Annotated in this window: 12 protein-coding genes; 4 read left to right on the top strand and 8 right to left on the bottom strand. The window is 59.5% G+C overall.

Going from position 1 to position 24,930, the window contains the following annotated elements:
* Positions 1-84: 84 nt before the first annotated feature.
* A complete protein-coding gene (locus OH491_RS12495; protein WP_334319411.1) occupies positions 85-210 on the top strand; it encodes a hypothetical protein in 126 nt (41 codons plus the stop codon).
* A 64-nt stretch (positions 211-274) separates the two neighbouring features.
* On the opposite strand, the gene OH491_RS12500 is transcribed toward OH491_RS12495, so the two are convergent.
* The 4 genes from OH491_RS12500 to OH491_RS12515 form a co-directional block, all read right to left on the bottom strand.
* Positions 275-658 (bottom strand): hypothetical protein, encoded by a 384-nt coding sequence (locus OH491_RS12500; protein ID WP_145928858.1) that lies wholly within the window; start codon positions 656-658, stop codon positions 275-277.
* A gap of 313 nt (positions 659-971) precedes the next feature.
* Positions 972-1,496, bottom strand: a complete 525-nt coding sequence (locus tag OH491_RS12505; protein ID WP_068770964.1) for a hypothetical protein — start codon at positions 1,494-1,496, stop codon at positions 972-974.
* A 61-nt stretch (positions 1,497-1,557) separates the two neighbouring features.
* Positions 1,558-4,893 (bottom strand): TonB-dependent receptor, encoded by a 3,336-nt coding sequence (locus OH491_RS12510; RefSeq protein WP_084442285.1) that lies wholly within the window; start codon positions 4,891-4,893, stop codon positions 1,558-1,560.
* Positions 4,894-4,944: 51 nt separating this feature from the next.
* Positions 4,945-13,026, bottom strand: a complete 8,082-nt coding sequence (locus tag OH491_RS12515) for a hypothetical protein (RefSeq protein WP_145928857.1) — start codon at positions 13,024-13,026, stop codon at positions 4,945-4,947.
* A gap of 849 nt (positions 13,027-13,875) precedes the next feature.
* Between OH491_RS12515 and OH491_RS12520 the strand changes: the two genes are divergently transcribed.
* From OH491_RS12520 to OH491_RS12530, 3 genes are all read left to right on the top strand, one after another.
* Positions 13,876-15,177 (top strand): pectate lyase family protein, encoded by a 1,302-nt coding sequence (locus OH491_RS12520; RefSeq protein WP_145928856.1) that lies wholly within the window; start codon positions 13,876-13,878, stop codon positions 15,175-15,177.
* 137 nt (positions 15,178-15,314) lie between these two features.
* A complete protein-coding gene (locus tag OH491_RS12525; protein ID WP_068770961.1) occupies positions 15,315-18,878 on the top strand; it encodes a TonB-dependent receptor in 3,564 nt (1,187 codons plus the stop codon).
* A gap of 112 nt (positions 18,879-18,990) precedes the next feature.
* Positions 18,991-20,094: a LacI family DNA-binding transcriptional regulator gene (locus OH491_RS12530; RefSeq protein WP_334319410.1), complete on the top strand. Its 1,104-nt coding sequence runs from the start codon at positions 18,991-18,993 to the stop codon at positions 20,092-20,094.
* A gap of 238 nt (positions 20,095-20,332) precedes the next feature.
* Here the strand turns inward: OH491_RS12530 and glnT are convergent, their stop codons facing one another.
* The 4 genes from glnT to OH491_RS12550 all read right to left on the bottom strand — a co-directional run bounded on the left by glnT (position 20,333) and on the right by OH491_RS12550 (position 24,804).
* Positions 20,333-21,694, bottom strand: a complete 1,362-nt coding sequence (glnT, locus tag OH491_RS12535) for a type III glutamate--ammonia ligase (protein WP_068770959.1) — start codon at positions 21,692-21,694, stop codon at positions 20,333-20,335.
* A 214-nt stretch (positions 21,695-21,908) separates the two neighbouring features.
* A complete protein-coding gene (locus OH491_RS12540) occupies positions 21,909-22,715 on the bottom strand; it encodes a creatininase family protein (RefSeq protein ID WP_068770958.1) in 807 nt (268 codons plus the stop codon).
* 45 nt (positions 22,716-22,760) lie between these two features.
* A complete protein-coding gene (locus OH491_RS12545) occupies positions 22,761-23,657 on the bottom strand; it encodes an ABC transporter ATP-binding protein (RefSeq protein WP_068770957.1) in 897 nt (298 codons plus the stop codon).
* Positions 23,644-24,804, bottom strand: coding sequence for an ABC transporter permease subunit (locus OH491_RS12550; protein ID WP_068770956.1), 1,161 nt, complete (start codon positions 24,802-24,804; stop codon positions 23,644-23,646). The genes OH491_RS12545 and OH491_RS12550 overlap by 14 nt, the downstream gene beginning before the upstream one ends.
* Positions 24,805-24,930: the final 126 nt, after the last annotated feature.

A 24,930-nucleotide genomic window follows, 5' to 3' on the forward strand; every position in this document is an offset into this window, starting at 1 on the left:
TATCTCTGGTCAAGGACATGAGGCTTGGACGCAGGCAGGGTGCCAAGCTCCCTCGATTTTCCAAGAATAAAAAGGCTTATTGGTATGATCGCAATGGCCGCGATGCCGTCCGTAGCGCAGCCATCCTTGCCTGCCGGCGAGAACAATGGCGCAAAGCGCCGCTACTTCTTTCTTTTCCTAAAAAGTGCCGCGCTTCGCGCGATCATCTGACGACGGCAGGCAAGGATGCCTGCGCTACGATGCTGTATATCGCATCTGCCTTCAACTTTGCGAATCAAGGCTGCCCATTGTCGGCAGCCTTGAAGCTCCAGATTATGCCATCAATCATATTCGACTCCGGAAACGGCGGCAGTTGATACGACTGATACCGGCCCTCCTTGTAAACAAGCGCCGTCACCTTCTCATTGAGACGCGCCCTGAGGGTGAATTTACCGTCCTTGTCCGCATAGGCAGTGGCATCAATCCCGTGATTGGTTGCCATGCCGAGATGCCTTCGTTCCGAGTAGAACCACAAAACGGCAAAGGGCACGGCCTGCCCATCAGCCTCGGAAACGACCTCTCCGGAAATCGTCCTATGCGCAGGACGATCGGTATAGATCATGCAGCCGGAGCCCAAAAGCATGGCCATAATCAAGGACAGGGAAACGACTGCTTTCATGATGACGTTTGGAGGCTTCGCGGTCGGTTTGATGCCATTTATAGTGTTTTCATTTAACATTGGCGCGGCAGCGACGGTAGGGCGAAGCCTCCGGCTGAGTCGCGGCTCGGCAGGGACGCCTCCCCCTACCATTTGGACCGAAGTTGAGAGAAAATACTATACAAACTGACATGGCGCTTTTGGTGGAGGGACGGCCTCCGTGCCGTCTACCCGCCCGGAAACGGACGACACGGAGGCCGCCCCTCCAGATTATCACGTTATTATACGTTCCGAATGACGGATCGATCTCGGAAGAGGTAGCTTTTATGATAGATTAATCCCAATAATACTCCTGGCTTCCCATAAGGCATGCAGTATAAGAATAAGGAGCGTAAAGCTCAAACACCGGGCTTTCGTATTCGGCGTCGTTTGGCACCTTGAACCTAATTCTTAGCAGATCGCCATCTGCAACGTTATTCGCGTTATATGTTACAAAAATATGACTCATTGCAAAATACGTGCCACAATACTCCGGCATATACGGGTCCTCCTCATAACCATATGCTTCCCAAGACGGACAAAAACCTATTTCCTGATTCTTTGACACGTTGTAAACCTCAAGAATCGTGCATCCCTCAGTCTGCACGTATTCATAATTTTCCAGATTGGTAAAGTGAACCTCGAACAGGGAATACCAATCTTCAAACGTCACGGGGTCGCCGGAATACATCACGCGGTTGGTGATGCTATCGAATGGATTGGCTTTGGTCGGCGTCGTTGGTTGCGCAGTGGTCGCGCTCGTTGCGATTATCATGAGCGCAAACAGCAGGGCGCACAGGATGCTGGGATGGGTTTTCATATTTTGAGTTTAATTATGCAGGATTCTTGATATCAATGTTCATTGTTTCCATAAACAGGTATCAGAAATAATTCTTCACGCCGAAGCGGAAATCCACGCCGCTGAGGGTTTCATCCCTGGTGATTTCCGGGGAATACACATAGGTGCTGTTTGGCGAGTTGAGGATGTTGCTGGCCGTGGCATATAGATAGAAGCCCTTGGAAAAACGGTAGGTCAGCTCGGCGTTAAGCAGGAAGCGGGCGTGGTGCCCCTGTTTGCCGTTGTAGTTCTCCTCGGAGTCGTTCCAACTGACAATATAACGGTCCCTCCAGTTGCCGCTGACGCGGAGGTAGAGGCTCCGGTTGGTGTAGCTGAGGCCGCCCGAGGCGAGCTTGGGGGCCGCCGAAGCGCCGGTTTTCCTCCAGTTCGGGATGATGTTGGTGAAATTGGCATCGATTTGCAGACCGGGGATGGCGGGGATGCGCTGGCGGTAGGCGAACTCCAGCGTCTGCATCGACCGGGCGTCGACGCTTTCGGGTTTCCAAGTATAAATCGTGTATTGGCTGCCCAGGAAGCTGTTGATGGTGTCCAGGCCATACAGGTCTATGAGCGCCCGCATTTCCGGGTTGTCGAGGTCGGATGGCACCTCCTGGGTAGTGTAGGTGGCGCCGTCCCACTGGCGGTAGGAATAGGTAAAGGTGAAGGAGCCGGCGGGTTCGAAATAATATTCCACGGCTGCGGAGTAGGTCTTGAAGTGGTCCGGGGTGAGGTTCGGATTCGGGGCGGTGGCGGTTTGGCCCGAGTCGTTGACCTTCCAGTTGCCGGCGAGTTTTTCCACGCTGACGCGCCCGAAGCCCTCGCTGTAGCCCAAGTGGGCGGTCAGGTTGGGGGTGAAATCATATTTCATAGCGGCGCTGGGCAGCCAGAACGAATAGGAATTCGTGGTTTTCACGCGCTGGCCGTTTTTATACAGATAATCAACAAACGTGGTGGTGTTTTCGGCCTCCGCGCCGCTGATGCCGAGATCGTTGAGCGCCTGCGCCTTGGTGCGGGGAATCAGGGTGCGGGCTGTTTGGTCGGTGTATTCATAACGGTAGCCCGCCTGGAAAACCCATCCCGCCCAAGGCCGCACTTCGCCCATGAGATAGCCCGCGAAGATGGTTTCGGAAAGGTCGCGCCGTCCGGTGTAGCCCGCGATGCGTTCGTTTAACCTGTCAGCCGAGGTTTGATAAAACCTCCCGTTGGGATTGCCCGGGTCACCCGTGAGAGGATTAGGCGCCACATACGCGCCATACCGCTGGAATTCCTGATAAAGCCGTGTCTGGTTTACTACGGGGATGTTCAGACTGGCGATATTCCCGCCAAAACGGGGATCGAAGTGGTAGGGAGACAGGAAATAGGCCGAGGAAAGAGAGGGGACGTCGGGATTATTTGCGCTACCAAGAGCGTCGTAGCTGGACGAACTGCTGCCGCCGCCGGTTCCCACTCCATTGAGCAGATTGGAACCGACATACTGATAATGATTGGCCAAGGCGGCGCCGCCGCTGTCGGTGGGCTGCCAAGCGTTGTATTTACTCTGCCGGCCATTGAAGCCCGTCTTGAGCCAGAAGGGGAACTTGGTCGGGGCGTCCCAGCGCAGGTCGGCTTTCACGGTGGGGATGGTCTGTTTGTTGTTGGTGGGCAGGGGATCCGTTATGGCTGACGTTCCGTTTTGCCCGTAAAAGCCAATGTCCCCCAATTCCGCCACATAGGTTTCGTTGGGCGTCAAGGTGAGCCGGTCACCACGGTAGAAGGACCAGTCCATCTCTCTCGTGTCGGTGCGCTGCCCCCAGAGGACGGTGGCGCTGCCTCCCTCGCCGCCCGTGCTCATAAAGTTGATTTGCGGAAACCATTTGCCATTGGAAGGCTTGTTTTTGCCCACCGCGTAGGACCACATGGCGACGGCATTGAATTGGAAGCGATAGCGTTTCCAATCGAAGGTACCGGTGATGGTGTCGGTGTTGCTGGTGCCGTGGGTGGCCGATTGCGAAGTCTCGACCCGGGTTCCGCTGCTGGTTTCATCCGCCATCCACAGGAGGAGGCTGCTTTCGTCGGACGTGTTGCCTTTTTTGCCCGGTTCGCCAGCTCGGAAGGCGACCGTCCGGTTGAACGAGGTGGTTTCCCTCATTTCATGTTCGAGCCGGATGGAGGATTTGGCATAAGGGCTGATTTTCCAGTCGAAACGGACGCTGGCCTTGGCGCGCTCGCTCTGGGTTTGCGAATTCCGATAGGTCATCCTGGTCACAAAGGGATTTCCCACCACCCAGGAGCGTTCATCGATCTCGATGGTGCCCCGGTTGTTTTCGCGGAAATCCGTCTGGGCACTGGCCTCGATCATAAGCCCCATTTTATTGCTGTTGAACGGGGTCGAGTAAGCCAAGCTGAAGCCGGGCTGGAGTTTGAAGCTTTTCCCGTCGTCGGCGCCGGGGGTGCGCTTGAAGTCCATGTTGTCGGAATTGGTGGTGAGAAAGACGTTGTAGCGCAGGACGGCCTCCTTGCGGTCGAAGGCGCTCTTGGATTTCATGCTGATGCCGCCGGCCGGGGCGTCGCCCTCCATATCGGCGCTCACCGTGCGGCGAATCTCGATGCTTTCGATGCCATTGATCGAGATCTGGTCGAACTGGAAGGTGCGGGAGTTATCATCGAAGCCGCCTTTCGCGCCGCTGGCCATGCGCGCGCCATCCATATAGACGCCGGTGTATTGTGGATCCATGCCGCCGAGGCTGATTTCGCTGGCCTCGCCGGTCACGTCGTCCTCCAGCACGCTGATGCCGGGCGCTTGGCGGAGAAACTCGGCGATGTTGCCGTTTGGCACGGTGCCGAAGCTGTCCGCGGCCAGCACCGTGGACATGGTCATGCTATTTTTCTGCTCCATGAAGGCGCGGGCGTTGCCGGAGCGGTTCGTGGTGACAGTGAGGCCTTCCAATATAATCACCTTGTCCTCCTTTTGGTCTCCCTTCACGCCGGGCGTGACCGGGCCGGTGGGCGTGAGGCGCAGCTCGAAGTCGGCGGTGACCTGACCACCCGGCGTCACCGTGACGGTTTTCCGCTCGGTGACATAGCCGGCGTAGCTGGCCGCCACCGTCACCTCGCCAACCGGGACGTTGTTGAGGATATAGAAGCCACCCTGCTCGGAAACGGTCGCGAGGGTGGCACCCTCCACGGCGACATCCGCGCTGGGCATGTAGCGGCTGCTGTCGGCGTCGTAAACGCGTCCGTAAATCGCGCCGGTAGCCGCCTGCTGGGCGAACGCCGTACATGCACACAACAGGCCGAGGACGATGCCTGCCAAGAGCGTGGACATTCCTGTCCGCGTGGCTGTCGCGGGCAGGAATGCCCGCGCTCCTAATTTCATTGGGGAATGGGTGTTGGTGTTCATAAATTTTGCCGGTTTGAGGGTTGTGGTCTTCGGTGGCCGTCGGGCGTGGGTTTACCAGTGGTAGTTCACACCCGTCGCGAGGGAGTAGTTGTTGGTGGCCTTGCCCCCGGTGAACCCATAGGTGAGGTAAAGCTGGAGGTTCCTCCTGAAAATCGCGGCCACACCGCCCTGAACGGTAAAATAGCTGCCGTTCATGTCATTGTTCACATTGTGATCGTCCACCCAAATCAGGTAATCATTACCCGAGACGCGACCGGTGGCAGCACCTCCCCATGGACGAAAGGCCCAAGTTTCGTTTAGCTCGAGGTGCGAGCCCCAGCGGAACCCAAGCTCAATCTTGGTGGTGGAGGGGGCGTCGAAGTGATACCTGCGCCCGTTTGAGGAGGCGGGATCGTAGATCGGGTTGTAGCCGTCGGTTGTGGTCAGGTGCGCGGGCTCAGCGATGCTGGAGACCGAACTGAAGTCATGCTTCTGCATCCCGGCGGAGGTGTAGATTTCTAACTGCCCGAGTCCTTCCGGGGTAATGATGACACCCAGTTCGGCGGACGCGCCAGTGCGCGAGCCCTTGACCGTGCCGTCCAAGTCAAACGGAACGTTGCCGTCGATCTCGGCCTTGTATTTGGTGTCAGGGCTGTATTCGACCAGCGCGTCGAGATACAAGCGCCACCAGCGGGCGGAGGCATAACCAGTGAAGGCGCTGACATTCGCCTCCAAGCTGGATTGGTCCGGACGCTCGGCGCGAATGGCTGTGAGGGAGTAGGCACCGCCGACGCTGATGGAGGGAACGCGGCTGAATTTGCCAACCTCATCCTTGGCGAAGGCATAGTCGGCGCCCACCTGGATATGCTCCTGTTTGATGCGGGTGCCGTTGTAGTATTCCTTGCGGACGCGCTCGGTGGTGTGTGTGAGGTTGCTCCAGAGATTCCAACCCTTTTCGAGCGCGTCGTGGCGAGCGTTGATATGCTGGTGAACAGCCTTGATGCCGTTCCAGCCCACCATGTCGGCCACGGCGGGTGCAGCGCCGATCATCGGGAGGTCAACATCCTGAATACCCACGTTGATGTTGCGGAAATACCAATTGCCGTTCTTGCCCTGGACGAGCTTGTAGTTGTCCCGCGACTCCGAGTAGTCGATCTCGCTCTGGCCGTAGGTGATGCTGCTGTCAGTGATGAAGGCGGTGCTCGCCACGTCGATGACGTCCGTTATGACGAGGGTGCCGCTCGTCTCGACGGTGCCGCTGGTTGTGACCGTGCCGCTGATCCCGAGGATGCGGGTGCTGCTGGCCACGAGGGAGGCGATGGAGCCGTCCAGATTGAAAAGGTGGTCGTTCTTGGTCGCCGTCGAAAGGGTGCCGCTTCTCGTCGTGGTGGAGGCGCTGCTGCTGCTCACGATGGTCCCGCTCACCATGACGGTGGTCACCGTGGTGGTGGTGATCACATCATAGGTGCCGGTCGTCACCGTGGCGAAGGGGACGATGGAGCCGATCGTGGCGGTCGGAAGGATGCTCTGGTCCCAGTCATTGTCATCCATGACCAGTTTCAGGTTTCGCGACCCTCCTGAGGTGGCGAAGATGAGCGAATCGCGCTTCGGGGATATGATCGGGTTGATGGAGTCGGCCCGTCCGTCCGGGCGGAAATAGGTGCCGGTGCCGACGACATTCGTGACGGACGAGGCCGTGTCCAGTGACGCGACATTTCTGAGGATCACGTGGGTCGTGCCGCTCGAATTACCGCTGACGGTCACGTTGTTGACCAGCGCCCCGTCGCGGTAGGTGTGCAACAGCAGGACGCCGCCGTCGCTTTGATAATTGCCTTGCACGTAGATGCTGGTGTCGCCGACGCCGGGGTCCCGGTTGTGCTCGGAGTCCCTCAATTCGGACGGCGGCTTCTGCGCGTCGCCGATTACCGGCGTCCTTGCCAGCAGGCCGTTATTGACAAGCGTGCCGGCGACCAAGTGGGAAGTCACGAGAAGCTGCGCCCCCGGCCGCACGAGCAGCGTATCCGCGACGGTCAGCCCAGTGCTGCTGGACACCTGCAACTGGCCGGACTGGAGGTCGTAGTTGGAGGCGGCGACGAAGCCGGTGTCATTCAGAATGACGCCGCCAGCGGAACCCGTCTGGATTTGAATGACGTTTCCGGTCCCGGAAACCCGCCCTTTGAACGTGTCGTTCCTGATTTGGTTGAACACCAGCAGACTGTCGTTCTGGATCAGGTTTTCGCCCAACCCCAAGGCGGTGGCCTCAAGGGTGCCGTTCTTGATCGCGACATCCGGCGATTTCGCCGTGACCCCGGCTTCGTCGGTCACGAAGATGCCGTTGAAGTTGATGCTCTCGTTGGCGAGAAAAACGGTGCCCGTGAAGTTGGCGTCGAGGAGAAACTGGCCGGTGCTCAGGTCCCTGCCGTCCGAGTCCTTGTAATTATTGGCGCCGGCATTGGTTGTGATTTTGCCGCCTCTGATTGTCCAGTTGCTGGTGCCGGTAAACGTCATGTCCGCGACCCAGACGCCACTCAAATCGACGGCGATGTTCCGGTTGGCCTCGTTGCCGGCATCGTAAAGGTTCCCGCTGTCATTCTTGGCGCCGAAGACCACGCTGTCCCCGTCGGCAAACGTTTTGTCAGAGGCAACGGGTATATGCCAGTTTTCGAGCATGGTATTCCATGCCGCGCCACTTTCGCCAGTCCAGTAAAGCCGGGCATTTACGACCGTGGAGTCTAGTTGGAGCTTGGTCGTGTCGTAGAAATTGGTCTGGCTGACGAGAGTGAGCCCTTCACCAAGGATGGATGAAAGATCACCCAAGCTGGATGGGAATGCATCCATGTTCCGTGTCAGGCTTGGGTTGGTCCCTGTGACGGTCCCCGTAATGGTTTCCGTAAATTTCCCCGAAGCATCCTTGGCATAAGTCAGAGTAGAAGTGACAGTAATCCAATCGCCGGTAGTATCATCTATCTTACTGCCGGTGACAATGATAGCGGAGCCGGCAAGCTCATATCCGACCTGTGTCTGGTAACGCGTTTCATCAACCGCGATGCCACCTTTGGTTATCACGAAATCCGTGGCCGTTACAAACCTGTCGGACACCAGAGTCGTGCCGCTATTGCCAATGCTGAGGGTGCCACTGTCCACCGAGCTGGTGTTTCCGGACAGTGAGATATAGCCAGTCGAGGCGGTCTGAATAAGCGTCGTAATGCCGTTGCCCATACGGTTAAAATCCAAAGTCGTGATACCCGTGAGGTCTGCCGCTCCGCCGACACTGACCACGTCGGTGCTGTATTCATTGCTCTTGCTGAGCACGGCGTTGTAAATCAGGGTGGCCGAGTTCAAGTTAAGATCGCCGGCGATCGTGAGCGTCTGAGCCCCGTAATCGTTTGCGGTCGCCGCCATACGCCCGAAGGTGGCGCCGCCGTCGATGGACAGCCGGCCGCCATTCACGGCGAGGTCACCGCCGATGGTGGCCGCACCGCCGAGCAGGGCACCGGCGCCCACGTTGACCTTGCTGGCCGCGGAGCCGAACACAGAGCCTTCGCCGAGCAGTGTAGCGCCGGTGTTCACATTCAACGTACCCGCGAAATCCGAGCTGTCGGAATTGATTGAAAGGATGCCCGCGCCGTTTTTGTTGATGACTGAATCCGCCGCGCCGGAGATGGAGTCCGCCGCGCTGATGTTGGCCGCGGTGCGGAGCGCGCGGTCGCCTTGGAGGCCAAACATCACCGTCCTGCCGTCGGCGACATCCACATTGACCTCGGCCCCGGCTTCGAGGGCAAGCGCACCGCCGCCCGCGCCCGACGTGTTGTTCAGGAAGAGCATGTCGCCATCCGCCTTGAGATTGAGGGTCGCGCCCGCGTCGACATGGAACACGCCGCCCGCGTCCGCACCGGTGGCGTTGTTGAGCACGGCGAGCTGGCTGGCGTCGCTGGTCGCGAGGGTCGCGATGTTGCCCGCCGCGACGTCGAGGCGTTGCGAATCGAGGCTTTGCGCCCCATCCAAAACCATCTGCCCGGTGACGAGCAGGGCGGCACCGTTGTCCGTCGTGTTAGCAAACTCGATCTTGCTCAACGCCGCACCCAACTGCGCCGCGGTGCCCGCGGCGACCGTGCCTCCGGTGATGAGGATGCCACCGGTGAATTCGTTGCGCTGGCCTAGGCCCGTCGCATTGGCGAGGGTCAGGATTTTGCCAGTTCCGCTCATGGTCAGGCGTCCGTCGGCCGCCGCCTCCGCGCTGCCGCCCCAGGCATCGGCCTCGGTGGTGATGCCGTGGGCACCGGCAAATGTATAGTTGCCGTCAACCGTCATGCCGGCCACGCCGACGTTTTCGTCCACGGACACGGTTTCCCCTGCGCCAGCAAAACGGACCACGTCGCCGAGGACGTAGTCAGAGTCGCCATTCGTCATGTTGCCGCTGACCGATGTCCACGAATTGCTGCCTCCGGCGTCGTTCCAGTCCAGAACCAAGTTGCTGGTGGAATAATTTAGCGTGAGGTCGTTGCCCATCGCTGACGCACCAATGGTCAGGCGCGTGCCAAAGGATCCCAAGTCGGTGCCTTTGTAATCAAACCAATACGAGGCAGTGTCGTTGAGCGCTCCCGCCGCGTCCGCGATGACAAACGCCCCTTGAGCCAACGAAGTCAGGCTGATGTCAGTCGAGCCCGAGAGGGTGATGTCATCAGCCACGATTTTGTCGCTCGTGCTGCCGGCAAAGAGGCCGACCGCCAAGGCGGCGTTGTTCAGGGTGATGTCCGCGAGCGTGGTCGCGTCCTTGGCCAGGGTGAGGGTTTGCGCGGCGGTGTGGCTGGTGATGACATCACCCACAGAAATTGAGACGATCTGGCCGGAAGCGAGCGTGGTCAGGCCGAGGTTCAGCCGCCCGTTGCCGGCCAGGTGGAGCCCGGCCGCCGCCCCTAGGGTGACGCCGCCCGTGCCCGCGTTCAACGTCAGCGCGCCGCCGCCGAGCACGCGCAGGGTGGCGCCGTCGCCGATGGTGATGGTCTCGGCGTTGATGGTGGCGTTGGCCTCCAGCGTGGCGGGGCCTTTCAGGTCAAACAACGTTCCGGCCTGGCTCACGTTCGCGGCGGAGCCCCAATGCAGATCGGAGCCCGTGCCGGAAATGCGCAGCGTGCCGTGGCCGACGGTGGTGACGCCCTCGATGTCCGCGCTGGCGTTCTCCAGCCAGACCAAGCCGGTCGGCGTGGTGTTGGCCAGAATCTGGGGCGCCGTCGCGGCATCGCCGATGGACACGCGGTCGCTCGTGGTCCTGACCACGGTCGTCTTTGTGCCGGACGCGACGGTGACCGTGGTTTCGACCACAGTCGTGCCGTTGGTGGACGAGGTCACGGTTGTGCCATTCGCGTCGGCCGTCGTGCCCGTGGTCGTGGTGCTATAGGTCATCCGCGCGCTGTCTTGGATCGTGTTGATATTGACCAGCAGGTTTTTTCCCGTGTGATCCATCTCGATGCCGCCGTCCATGTAAATTTGCATCCCCGCATAGGCGTCGAGGTTGATGACGCCGGCGATAGGGCTCAGGCCGGTGACCGCTCCGGCGCCCACATAAATGTCGTTGGCCCGGCCCGAGTGCGGGTCCAGCCGCAGGTAGCCGTCAGCGCTGATGCCGCCGTCGTTGGTTCGGGTCGGGTCGAGGATTTTGTTGAAATCCACCAAGTCCACCACCTCGTCCACGGGCAACCCGTCCGACCCGGTCACCGTGACCGTCCCGGTTTCGTAGATGGTGACGCCCGCGCGATTGCCCTTGAAAAGGATGTCGGCCACCCGCGCGTTCAGGTTGAGTTGCGGCGCGTTACTCAAAATGCTGGCATGGGTCGCGGTGGAAACCAAGCCGATGGCGATGGCGCCACCCTCGCCGCCTGCGTAGTTGTCGATGAATTTCGCGCCGGAGCCGATGAGGAGCTTGGCGCCGTCATAGGAGCCGATGGCACCGCCGTCCTTCATCGCCACGTTGTCCTTGAGCAGGCCCCAGTCGCCCGCCGTCGAGTAGGTGCCCGCGGGCTTCCAGTCCAGCGGGTTCAGCACCAGCGACCACGGCGTGCCATAGCGCGTCTGCACGGTCGCCGGCGGCGCGCCGGAGCCGATGAGGAGGGCGCCGCCGCTGCCTTTCGCCTGATTGTGCCAGAAGGAATACAGGGACTCGACGTAAAACCCGCCGGTTGCGAACGCGGCGCCGCCGCCCCACAGGGGTACATCGTTCACCCGGACGCCGTCCCCCGCCTTCACGGGGTCCTTGGAGTAGGCGATGTTTCCGTGCATGGTCAGCATGGAGCCGGCCCCGGCCTTGCCGAAGTACAGGGCGGTGGAGGTCATGCTGGCCTTGTCCCAAACCCAAGTGTCGGACCGTGCCGCGCCGTAATGGCCCGCCTGAATGGCGCCGCCATTCACATCGGCGGCATTGCCCGTAAACGTGGCGTCGGCAAAGAACATCGCGCCAAAATACTGCATGGGGTTCGAGGCGTTATTATTGTTCAACATGATGTCTAGGGCGCCGCCGTTGCCGTTCGTGCTGTTGCGCAGGAAGGCCGCCGGCGCGCCCTCGCGAAAGACCAGATACGAGCCGTAGGTGTGGATCGCGCCGCCGCCGCGCACCTTGGCACCGTAGTCGCTCAGGCCGGTCACGGTGTTGGTGCCCGAGAACACACCGGTGGTGGTTTCCCCGTACCATATATTCACGGGCACGCCCTCCTCGAGTTTTTCCGACATCACACCGGTCCCGGACGTGATGTTGACCGGCGGGACGAAGCTGGCGTCGGCATCCATGCTGCTGTAGATCAACTCCCAATCCGGCCTGAACCCGGACACGTTGTCCGTGAAGAGCGCGGGCGCGTAAAAATCAAAGTAGCTGTTGTTGCCCTTGTTGTCAGAATAAGCCTCGGCAATGGCACCGCCGTAGCCGCTCGACTGGTTGGCGACGAAATAGCTTTCCCCGTTAAAAACCGTCTTGTTGTTGTCGGCGCCATAGGTATAGGCGCCGCCGTTGCCACCGCCGCGGCTGCTCGTCGCCTGCGGGTAGAGGCCCGCGATGTTGCCCATGAAAATGGTCCTCCCGTTGAACCGGACGGTGGAGCCATTGTGAACCGTTATTGCACCGCCCTCGGCGGAAGCCATGTTGCCGATAAAGATCGCATCCCGGTTAAAGATGAGGTTCTGCCCGCCTGTACCGACGCGCATGGCACCGCCGCTGCCGTCGTAGGAACTGCCGCCGGCGATGTTGAACATGAAGATGCCGCCCTGCTGCGTGTTATACTGCGCGCCAGCCATGTTGCCCACGAAGTAGGCGTTGCCGTCGAACTGGATGGATTCCTCCCCCAAGATCGCCCCTCCCTTGTTGCGGGCGATATTGGCGACAAAAGCGACGTTGCCCTTGATCTGCACCGTACCGCGAACGGTCTCGTTTGCGATGCCTTTGCCGTTGGAACGATAGAGGGAGAGCGCGCCGCCATCGCCCGTGCTGTAGCCACCGTAGAAAATGACGTGCTCTAGGGTGATCATCGAAGTGCCGCCGATGGCCGGGGGACTGTATTCATTAAAATACTCCATGAATTTATTCCGCGTCCCCGGCGCGGGCGTCAGGATGGCCCAGGCCGCGTTCTGCATGTCCAGCCGGGGCGTCAGCACATCCTTGGTGGGGTCCAGCGCGTCGGATGAATAAACGGAAATCGGCCAGACATTGAAGCCGTTCGTGGTGCCACTATAATCTTTGATCCACTGCGGCGTCTCCGTGTTGTCCTGGATGATTCGGCCCGAGAGATACACCCGGTCGCTCTGGGTGAAAAACGAGGGCATCAGCTCGGCGAGCGACGGCATCTTCCCGATCAACTCATTCAACCGCGCATATGGGTTGAAGCGGCTGTAAACCGACGGATCGCCGTCCTCGCGCCCCGCGTAGGTGCTGAGGGTGCCGTTTGAGCGTTGGATGGCGACCATGATTGTCGGATCAATCGCGACCCACGGCGTGAATGGGATGAAGTCGGGATTGCTGGTTTTGCCCGCGTCCAGCACAACCGAGTCATTTCGGCGCAGCCGCTGCGTGGGCGCCGGGTTGTTCGCGGAGCCAAGCCCGGTGCCGCTGAGTTCGTAGGTATCGCCGGAAAGGGCCACGCCTGATGCGACGACAACCAAGGTCGCTGCCAAGGAGCGGAGCTTTGATTTCCCTCCAACATACAAGAGAGGGGAACCACAGGGGCGATTAACGCGCGGTGATATGATGTGGGAGTTCATAATGATATAAGTTGTATTAAATTTTTGGGGTGTGACTTTTCCTCAGACTGCTGCGTGTATTTTTGATCAATTGTACTTTATTTAAAACAGTCGTCCAGGATCGGAGTGTTTATATGCAGTGCGCCGATTGTTGGGGACTGTCCCGGGTAAGGCCGCCCGGGATGGATGATAATTGATGCAGGCTGCATGGCATTTTTGAAAAAGTGCAGGACGTTCTTTATGTGGTTTTATGGATGGGGAAACTTTGACCAATCTCCGGCCGGACGGCATGGAATGGCGAAAGCCGGAAGCAGCATCGGATGAAGGGATGACGGATTGATGTGATATTTTCCAAGGGGGACGAAGGCGGGGATGGGCCACCAGAAGGCGGTGATAACAAATATTGAGCGGGTGTCGTTCTGCCCAATATCAGCATAGAAACAATGCGTCCCAAATCGGACAGTCCGGAACTGTCTCTGACTCCAGAACATTTTGGGGATATCGGGGCATGACATTTAGAGAGAAAACGGCACTTTCCCCTTCTTATGTAGCGCAGACTGAAAAATCCGTTTCTGGCTGTTGACCGCCGGGTTGAAAATGTGCGCCATGCGGCAGCCCCAAATGCAAATCCTGTTCGCAAATGGCATAAATCGGACTGTCCGAAAATACCTTGGATTGTGCCCCGGCACAGGTCGGTCCACCAAACCCTTTTCTTTCTTGCGTATCTCACACCAAGAAGAGCCATACCCGCCATAATCTCCCAATAACAATCCTCCCCCTGTCATGTTTTCATCTATAAAAACACGCCTCAGATCATTCCAAATCCCGGGAATTTTTATACTCCTGTTCATAATACCGCTTCGCGCCTCCCAGTCCGTCCCGCCTGCCTTTCCCGGGGCGGAGGGATTCGGCGCGCTGGCGACCGGCGGGCGCGGGGGCGAGGTTTATCATGTCATAAACCTGGATGATTCCGGCCCCGGTTCGTTTCGCGATGCCGTCAGCCAGCCGAACCGGACCGTGGTGTTCGATATTGGCGGGGTCATCAATATAACGAGCCGCCTGCAAGTCGCGGCCAACATCACCATCGCCGGGCAGACCGCGCCGGGGGACGGCGTCACGGTTTACGGCGAGCGCGTGGCGTTCTCCGACAACACCATCGTCCGGCACATGCGTTTCCACGGCAGCATCACCATGCCGCGCGGCGGATGCACCGTGATCATCGACAACCTCAAAAACGCCATTTTCGACCATGTCTCCATCGCCTGGGGCCGCTGGGACAATATCCACATCAAGGGGACGTCCGATGTCACGCTCCAGTATTGCCTGATTGCGGAGGGCATTGACCCGCAAATGTTTGGCGCCTTGATCGAGCGCCCGCAGAACATCACCATCCACCACTGCCTGTGGAGCAACAACCAGAGCCGAAATCCGAAGGGCAAGGCGGGACTTCAGTATTATAACAATGTCGTTTACAACTGGAAGGTCTCCGGCTTCGTGGGCGGCCATTCCGCCGCCGACCATTATCAGGACATGATAAACAATTACTTCATCGCCGGCCCCAACTCATCGGACAGGTTCATCGCCGGGTTCACGGCCACCGACCACGTATATCACCGGGGCAATCATGCGGACCTCGACAAGGACGGGAAGCTGAACGGCCGGCTTGTCACGGACGAGGATTTCATCTCGGCAAAGGCCACGCTGCTTCCCGCGGCCACCCACACGGCCCCTGTCCCCGTCACCCTTGATGCCGCGGAAGCGGCGGCGGAAAAAGTGCTCGCGGGCGCCGGAGCCTCGTTGAAGCGCGATGCCGTGGATGCCCGGCAGATCGAACAAGTGAAATCGTTCGGCAAACTGGGGAAAATCATCCTGCGCGAGTCCGACGTGGGCGGGCAACCGGCGATGGAAAGCGGCGCGGCCCTGCCGGATTCGGACCGGGACGGCATCCCGGACGCATGGGAGAAAGCCCACGGACTCGATCCCCGGAATCCTGACGACGGACGGCAAATCCAGCCCGACGGATATTCCAATCTGGAGCACTACATGAATTCGATTCCAGGAATGACGTTGTCCGGCAGGTCCTGATCGAATATATCAAACCTCCCATCAGACCGCCGGACCTGCCTCCCTTCATTTGACTTTTGGCCAACCTTGACGAGATTTATAATCCACACCCAGCCAGCTAGGGTATCCTCTCAATAGAAGCACATACCTCCCGGAAAATGCATTATACCCAAGCCCTCCATAATTCACTGCTCGCCTCTGTCATTGCCTCGGCTTTGCTGTCCGGCGCCCTTCAGGCGCAGCAGATGCCCGAAGCCACAACCGCGCCTGAAGAACCGCAACGAAATATTCCCATTGCCGCCAGTCCCGCCAGCGCCCGCTCCGGCCTCGCCCTGCCCGATGACATCATCGAACTGTCCGTTTTCACGGTGGAAGAAAGCAAAAACCGCGGGTACCAGGCATCCCGCACCATGTCGGGTACGCGCCTGAACACCGCGCTCGAAGACATTGCGGCGTCCATCTCCGTTGTCACCAAGGAACAGATGATGGACACCGCCTCGGTTGATATTAATGATATCTTCCTCTACGAGGCGAACACCGAGGGGACGATGCAATACACCGATTTCCAGTTTTTGCCGTCATCCGGCTCGACGGGAGACATGTATGTTGACAAGACCGGCAATTCGCCGGCATCGGCCAACCGCATCCGCGGCGTGGGGGCCGCCAACATGTCCGTCGGCGGGTTTGAGTCGTCAAGCGGAATCCCGATTGACAGCTATAATGTCGCGGCCGTGGAAATCAGTCGCGGCCCGAATGCCAATATCTTCGGCCTCGGCGGGGCATCCGGCACGGTGAATCTCGTCCTCGCCGAGGCAAACCTGCAAAAAGCCGCGGGCACGGCGCAATTCCGTTTTGACAGTTATGGCGGCTTTCGAATGAACGGGAATTACAACATCCCGATCAAAAAAGAAGTGCTGGCCCTTCTCGTTGCCGGCGTGCACGACGAAAAAGGCTTTACAAGAAAGCCTTCCTTTGACGACACGGACCGCCTGACCGCAGCGCTCAAGTTCCGCCCCTTCAAATCGACCGTGATTCGTGTTTCCTACGAGGATTATCGCAACGCCGCCTCCCGCCCGAACTCCATAACCCCCACGGACTACGCGACTCCTTGGATCGAGGCCGGACGCCCCACATGGAATCCGCTCACAGGCACCCTGACCAGGGCCGATGGCACCGTGCTGGCAAGCGGCGTTCGATATAACGACAAACGGACCCAGCTCATGCCGACGGTCGGCGGACTGGGCGGCCCGCTTTACGCCGGCTATGGGGTCACGGTTTACAACGACTCCTTCAACACCCGGGCGCTCCAGCAATTTATCGACAACGGTCAAATCGCGTATTTTTCCATGGCCCGCAAGCCCGATGACATCACGTCAGGCACGCCGTCGCCCTCCACGGTCTCAAACAACACGTATTATTATGTCACGTCCGGCCCGATTTACAACGCGCGCCACGAGGTGCTGTGGAAGCCTTACGGAGTCTCCAATAAGGCCTTGTATGACTGGGAAAACATCAATTTTTACGCGCCCAATCGCGAGGAAACCGACAACTGGTCGCTCCGCCTGTCCCTCGAGCAGGATGTGTTTAAGACCTCAAACCAATACCTCGGCGTGCAACTCGGCTATTTCAAGGAAAAAACCGACACTTATCGCTCCAACCTGATCGGCAACAGCAGCGGCATCCCCACCAACCTGATGATCGACGTGAACGAATACCTCCTGGACGGCACGCCCAATCCCTATTTTCTCCGCCCCTTCATGGCGGGCTCCGAGGCCCAGCGCCAGTGGTATCAGGACGACTCGGAAATCGCCAAGGTGAACATGGTGTATCAACTGGACCTCTCCAAGAACAAAGGCTGGACGCGGTGGCTGGGCAGACACACCGCCACCGCTTACGGAGAATATCGCGAGCGCGAATATGGCACGCTTGGTTATCGCGATTATGTTCTCCGGGATGATTCTTTGGCTTGGTATCCCAAGCACAACGCCTCCGGCGTCGTGCAAAACGAGGCATCCACCACTTACCGGCAGACCACGCGGTATTACATGGGGGACGGCGCCGGCTATAATATCGACTACCCGGCCATTCGCCCGTCCGCTCTTTACGGCGAAAACCACGACCTTTACTGGTACGATGCGCTAGCCGGACAATGGGTGACGCAGCCGGTTTCCATCGGCGAGCTTTATGACGCCAACCGCATGAAGCATGCGGAACGGCGGACCCTCGGCGTTGTTTACCAAGGCAGTTTCCTCGACGACCGCATCGTGCCCATGTTCGGTTATCGCAAAGACCGGACCATTGACTGGGAGGGGAAAGAGCGTGTTTGGGACGCCAATGGATTCCCCGATATCAGCCCGGTTTACGTGTTTGATGATCCGAATTACGGATATTCAAAAAACTACAACAGCGGCATCACCCGCCAGGCCGGCGTGGTGCTGAAGCCGTTCGACTGGCTGCATCTCCATTACAACCAATCCACCAGCTTCCAGCCGGAATCACTGCTCTGGGACCTTTACGGCGGCGTTCTCAAAAATCCAAAAGGGGACAGCAAGGATTATGGATTCCGCCTGTATCTGGGAAAACAAAAGCAGCTTTATATCGGGTTCAACCAATATGAAATGACCGAGGAACACACCCGCACCGGGAACAGCGCGGGAACATGGGCGCAGCGGGCGCTTCGCCTGTATATGGACTATGAGCGCGATGAGTTTCCGACCGAACGTGATGAATGGAACCTCGAGGCGCAGGCCTATCTCTGGGTTCTTTCAGCGAAAGGAATCACGCCCCAGGATGCCGTTGACCGCCATCTTTATGACGATGATCCAGTCGGCCAGGAGGAACGGGAGGCGCTTCGCAAAGAGGCATGGAACACTTATATCGATCCGCTCGGAGGGCTGAACTATGATTTCTGGCTGTGGCATATGGGCGGCACCAAGAAAGCCTATGGGGATGACGATAGTGTCTCGGCCCGGGGAAAGGAAATCGAAATCAATTGGAACCCAAATCAATATCTGACGCTGAAGGCATCGATCACGCAGAAGAAGGCGTTTGACACCAGCGCCTCTTATTTCACGGCCAAATGGTTGCAGGAGCATCTGCCCATTTTGCAATCCATCATGATCCCTTCCGACTTCAAAGAGTGGAACGGAAGCGCCTGGGTGCCTTCCGATCTTGCAGGCAAGCCCTGGTGGTCGACATATGGAGTGGACAAGGACGGGGGATACTGGACCGGCGACAATAATCCCCAGGTGTTCTACGAAAAGAACATCCAGCCCCAGATGGCATTGCAAACCGCCACGGTCGGGCAGCAAAAACCACAGACTCGCGAGTGGACGGTCACGGCCTCCGCCGCCTACAAACTGGCGGGGCTCAAGACCGACAACTTCCTTAAAAACATCGATGTCGGGGGTTCCATGCGCTGGTTCGACGAGGGTGCGATCGGGTATCTTGCCCTTGAGCCGGACAACCCCGACGAGCGTTATCTTAATTACGACCCGAACCGGCCGGTTTATGACAATTCCTGGTTCGAGTTCGATTTCTGGGCGCGCTACCGGTTGAAGCTCCTCGATGACAAGGTGCGCTGTTCCATCCAAATCAATATCCGCAATGCCTTCGAGGGTGGCGAACTGCGCACCGTCGGCGTGAATCCCGACGGCACGCCGAGAAATTACCGCATCATCGACCCACGCTGGATATCTCTCACCACCACGTTTGATTTTTAATAATCGCGGAATTTAGAGTCGTTCCGCCCGCAGATTATGACATCTGCGGGCGTTTTGGCCTGCTAATATTTCCGGACAGCTGAATTATCTTGTTGCCTCAACTTGTTTCATCATGATTCTGACAGTCCGTATGCCCACCCCCACCCTGCGTACCCTGGCCAAATCGCTGGGCCTTTCCCGCACCACGGTTTCCGAGGCGCTGCGCGGATCGCCTTGCGTGAAGGCCGACACCATGGAACGCGTGCGCGCGGCCGCCAAGGCCGCCGGGTATCAGCCCAATCCTCTGGCCGGCGCGGTCATGTCGGAGTTGCGGCGTTCGCGCGGCGGCACGTTTCGCGGCGTCATCGCCATCCTCACCCTCGACGAGCCCGACCGGCCCGATTACGCGAAACGCTTCTACCGTGAGTTCACCCGCGGGGCCACCGAACGGGCGGCGACGCTCGGGTTCAAGGTCGAAGCGTTCACCGCGGGCGGAAAAACCGGCATCACCATGCACCGTCTCGACCAGATACTCCAGTCGCGCGGCATCCAGGGCATCATCATCCTGCCGGTCTGGGGCGATCCGGATTTCTCCGCGCTGAGCTGGTCGCGCTATGCCGGGGTCTATACGGATTATTATATAAAACAGCCCGCGCTCCACGCCATCTGCCCCGATCACTACCGTTCGCTCATCAACGTGCTGCACCGCCTGCACGCGCTGGGCTACAAGCGCCCGGGGCTTTTCATGCAAAAGCACCACGACGAGCGCCTGCTCTACCGCTGGCAGGGGGCGTTTCTTTCCTTTCAATACAATCATCCCGAGGCCGGCAACGTGCCGCCGCTGGTCGCGGACGAAATCACGCGGGATAATTTCGAGCCCTGGTTCCGGAAGCACGCGCCGGATGTCGTGCTCGGCCACCAGAGCGAGGCGATCGACTGGATGAGGGCGGCCGGGGCGAGGATTCCCAAGACCCAAGGATTCTTCTGCCTGAACACGCTGCGCCAGCACACGCCCTGCGCGGGGCTCGACCAGTGCCCGGAGACCATCGGCTCGCGCGCGGCCGAGGCGGTGATCGCAAAACTGCATCGCAATGAATGCGGCGCGACCAGCACGGTTTCGCTGACCACGATTCCCAGCCACTGGGTGGACGGCCCGACCATCCGCAGCAAACCGCTGAAAAGCAGAATCGACGAGCTCAGACAGGCCTCCTCGCTGCCGGGCAACCTCGCGCTGTGATGTCGCGCGAAGCGACATGCCTGCCATGCCTTTCCAAATTATGGTCTTCCTGGGGCCCCTCGTTTCCTTCTGTTCAAAATAATGGTTCGATTTTATTAACCACGAAGGACGCGAAGAGCGCGACGTAAATCATGATTGCTCTTTGCATCCTTCGCGTTCTTCGCGGTTAATTTAATGGTTCTTCATTTTTGGACAGAATGGATTTTTCATTCTGTCTGAATAAAGGGTTCGTTTCCCCTCAAAACATCCGCGCGTAGCGGTCTATTTCCCACTGCGTGATTTGCTGGCGGTAGGCGCGCCACTCCTCGGATTTGTAACGAACAAACTCGTCGCGCAATTCCCTGCCGAGCACGCGCTCCGTGAAAGGATCGCCGGCGAAGGCGGCGACCGCCTCCTGAAGCGACTGCGGGAGGTGGCAGATGCCCTGCGCGGCCAGTTGCTCGTCGGTGTAGGCGTAGAGGTTTTCCTCGCGGGGGCGGCCCGGATCGAGTTTTTCGCGGATGCCTTCCAGCCCGGCGGCCAGCACCAGCGTGGCGGCGAGATAGGGATTGCAGGACGAGTCGGCGTTGCGGCTTTCGCAACGACCGCCGCTCATCGGCACACGGATGGAATTCGTCCGGTTGTTGGTGCCGAAGCTGTTGAAGACCGGCGCCCACGAGTAATAATTCATGAGGCCGCGCCGGACGAGGCGTTTGTAGCTGTTCACCGTCGGGGCCATCGCCGCGCAGATCGCCGGGCCGTGCCTGAGGATGCCGCCGATGAAGTGGTAGGCGACGGGGCTGAGGCCCAGGCCCAGAGGGTCGGCGGCTTTGTCGTGCGCGAATGCGTTTTTTCCGGTTTCCAAATCATAAAGCGACATGTTGAAATGCGCACCGTTGCCCGTTTTGTCTGCAAACGGTTTCGGCATGAAGGTGGCCAGCAGCCCCTCCTCCTCCGCGTAATGCTTGGCCATCGTGCGGAAAAACACATAGCGGTCGCACATGGTGAGCGCGTCGGAATATTTAAAATCGAACTCGAATTGCGACGGCGCGTCCTCGTGATCGAGCGAATACAAATCCCAGCCGAGCTGGTCGATGGCGGAGGAAACCTTGTCCAGCCAGGTGTAGCGCCGGAAAAAGCGGCGGATGTCATAACAGGTCTTGTTGAGCTGGTCGTCGGCATTGGGAATGCCGATGCGCCCCGCGTCGTCGAGCTTCACGACAAAAACCTCGCATTCGATGCCGAGATTGAAGCCGAAGCCCAGCGACGTCGCGTCGGCGAGCACCTTTTTGAGCGCGACGCGCGTGTTTATTTCGTAGGGCTCGCCGTGAAAGGTGTTGTCCGCCGGGAACCAGGCGACCTCCCGGTTCCACGGGAGGATGACGCCCCGGTCGAGATCGGGGAGCGACGCGATTTCGTCGTCGTTGGGCGACTGCCCGAGCCCGTCGAGCGCGTAGCCCGTATATAATTCCGAGCCATGCGCGAAATGGAGGAAGTGGTCGATGGGGACAAACTTCCCCTTGGGCACGCCGTGGATGTCCACATACGCGCCGACGCAATATTTCACGCCCTTGGCCTTCAGTTCCTTCTGGAGGGAGAGGATTTCATGTTCTGTTTTCATGTTATATATAATACAATTTTCGAATAGGTGTTCTGTTTAGAGCAGTTTTGGGTTAAACTATTTCCAAACGAAATTCATATTTTGGGTAGGGCGAGGCGTCCCCGCCGAGCCGCGGCTCAGCCGGAGGCTTCGCCCTACCTTGATAAATCTATAAATGGTTCGGAAATGGTATTGAACAGTCGGAAATTTCCAACAATGGCGCGGGGTCCGCGGCTCACCCGTTCGGGCCGTTGGCGTCGTGCGTGGGGACGAGAGGACTTTTTTCGCGCAGTCCCTTGCGGACGATTCCGGCCACGTCCGCCACGAGCCAGCGGAAGAGGCGCTCGCCCTGCGCAAGGGAGGCGCGGCTGGGATGGCCGGTGACGCCGTTGGTGCTTGTATGGTTGACCGGATGCGCGAAAACGGCGCCGACGGTGCGGTCGGGGTCGTCGGATTTTTTTATCAAATCCGGGCGCGTGATTTCCGGCGCGCGGGCGAGCATGAGCGCGGTCTCGGCCTGGTTGGCGTGCCAGTCCCGCGCGTCGGCGAAAAACGTTTTTTGCGTGCGCGGGCTGGCGGTGGCGGTGTTGACCAGCGCCACCATGAAACCGTCGTGATGGTAGCGGAGGTTTTCGAGCGCGCAACGGAGCGGGGCGGCGTTGGTGACGTGGCTGTTTATTATAAAGAGTTTTTTGAAGCCGGCCCGCCAGAGCCAGCCGCCGATGTCCGTGACGAGGGCGATCAGGGTCTGGGGCTGGAGCGACAGCGTTCCGGGCCAGCGGTGCGAGTGGCCGAGCGAGCATCCGTAGGGAAGCGCGGGGAGCGCGGGCACGGAGGTCGCGGCGGAGACGGCGGCGCAGACATCGGCGGCCAGGACCGTGTCCATCCCGGTGCCCAGGTGCGGGCCGTGTTGCTCGGTCGCCCCGCACGGCAGGAGCACCGCGTCCATGCCGCCGGCGCGCAGTCGCCCGATTTCAGGCCAGGTCAGTTGCGACCAGAGGACGGGGTGCGGGCGGGGGCGGTTGGCTTTGGCGCGTTTCATGACCTTTTGTCGCAGGCCGGCATTTGGGCGGGGCGGCGGATGAATTTATTCGACGTCGTCGCCCGCGGCGGTGAGGCGGACGATGGGCAGGCGCTCCTGCTCGTCCGGACGGATTTCGGTTCTCGGATGGATAAGCTCGTCGAGGCGGCGGCGCGTGGCCTGGAATTCCGGGGAATTGAGCTGGGAAAAATGGCGCGGCCTGGGCACCGGCACTTCCATGACCTCGGCCACTTCGCCCGGATGCGCCTTGAGCACGAGGATGCGATCGGCCAAGAGGATGGCCTCGTCGAGGTCATGCGTGATGAACAGGATGGTGACATCCACGTTGCGCCAGATCTCCATCAGGTGCGACTGCATCTGCGCGCGGGTTTGCGCGTCGAGCGCGCCGAACGGCTCGTCCATGAGCAGCACGCGCGGATTGGGAGCGAGCGCGCGGGCGATGGCGACGCGTTGTTTCATGCCGCCGGAGAGCTGGTTGGGATAGACGTCGTAGAATTTGCGGAGTCCCACGAGATCGAGCCATTGCATCGCCTCGCGCGCGGCCTCCGACGATTCCGCGCCCTGCATCTGAAGGCCGAACATGACGTTTTCCTTGACCGTGAGCCACGGGAAAAGGGTGTATCCTTGAAAAACCATGCCGCGATCCGGCCCCGGCCCGCTCACTTTTTTCCCATCGATGAGAAGTTCCCCCGAAGTGCTTTCGTCGAGGCCGGCGATGAGCCGGATGAGCGTGGATTTTCCGCAGCCCGACGGTCCGATCACGCAGACAAACTCGCGCCGGTGCACATCGAAGGAAATATCCTTGAGCGCCACCACAGGGGCTTTTTCGCCGGAAAATTCGCGTCCGATGCCCCTCACGGAAAGCACGACGGGGCGCTCCTTGATCTTGCGAAAACGCTCCGTCACGGCGGGAGATTGCAGTTTGTAATCAGGAAGGCTCATCGGTGTTTTTGGGCGAGGTTGGCAGGGAACCGGCCGGAATTGGGCCCGCCGCCATTTCGGCGGCCTGCGCCGGGATGGGCAGTCCGCGCGCGGCGCAGGCCGCGAGGAAGCGCCGGTGCTGGACTTCCTTCGACGGCGCGAGGAGGCCCTCGGTGTTTTTTATGAAGGAGAAAAACGCGCGCACCCGGCTCGGCCTCGGGTTTTTCCACGCGAAGATATGCCGTCCGAGCCAGGCGAGGAACTGGTCGGTGGAAAGGCCGATGACACCGATGATGATGATCGCGGCATATACATTGTCGAAATTGCGGTATTTGGCCTGTTGATTGATAAAAAACGTAATCCCGCTGCTGACGCCGATGACCTCGGCCACGATCAGATAAGTCCACGCCCAGCCAAGGAGGATGCGGAGATCGTTATATAGATCGGGCAAGCTGGCGGGCACGAGGACGCGCAGGACGAGGTGGCGGCGCTTGGCGCCGAGGGTTTGCGCCGCCTCGAGCAGGCCGCCATCGACCTTGCGGACCGTGTTGGCGACCACGAGCACCTGCTGGAAAAGCGTCCCGATGACGATGATTGCGATTTTCGGTTCCAGATGGATGCCGAAGATCGCAACCATCAGGGCGCCGAAGGCCGGGGCGGGCATGTAGCGCACAAAATCGACAAAGGGTTCCGTGACGCGCGACACGCTCGCATACGCGCCGCACAGAACCCCGAGAGGCACGCCGAGGACGCTCGAGATGAGAAACCCCCAGAAGATGGTTTGCAGGCTCATGCCCAGGCTTTCATGCAGCCAGCGGTCGCCCTTCAGCGCGGGTTCGGTGGTGAACGCGGTGTAAAGCGCGCGCACCACATTGTGCGGCGCCGGCAGGTAGATGGGATTGGCCCTTTCTCCCCGGGGAGGCCTGCCGCCCGCGCGCAGGACATTGTCCGCTTCTTTCTGAAATTCGTCCCGGTCAACCAGGGTGCCCGTCCGTATCCAGGCGACGTCCCCCGAGTCGGTGACCTTGATCATCGGATGCCAGATCCACGGCACGTAGCTGACACAACCCCAGAGCGCGAGCGGCAGCAGAAATGCCAGCAGGCCGAGCATGGCGCGCTGCCGGGGCTGGAGTTCCCGGCGGATTGAAAACCAGTGGAGGCGGGACATGAAAAAGTCTTGGTCGTATATTACTGGAAGTCCGATTCGGAACAACGGCCTGCGCCCTTCGCCTGTTTTTATCTTTCCTCTTTATTCTTTCTCTTTCCTCTTTCTCTCCTCTTTCGCGAACCTCCT

Source organism: Termitidicoccus mucosus, from assembly GCF_038725785.1.
Lineage (GTDB): Bacteria > Verrucomicrobiota > Verrucomicrobiia > Opitutales > Opitutaceae > Termitidicoccus > Termitidicoccus mucosus.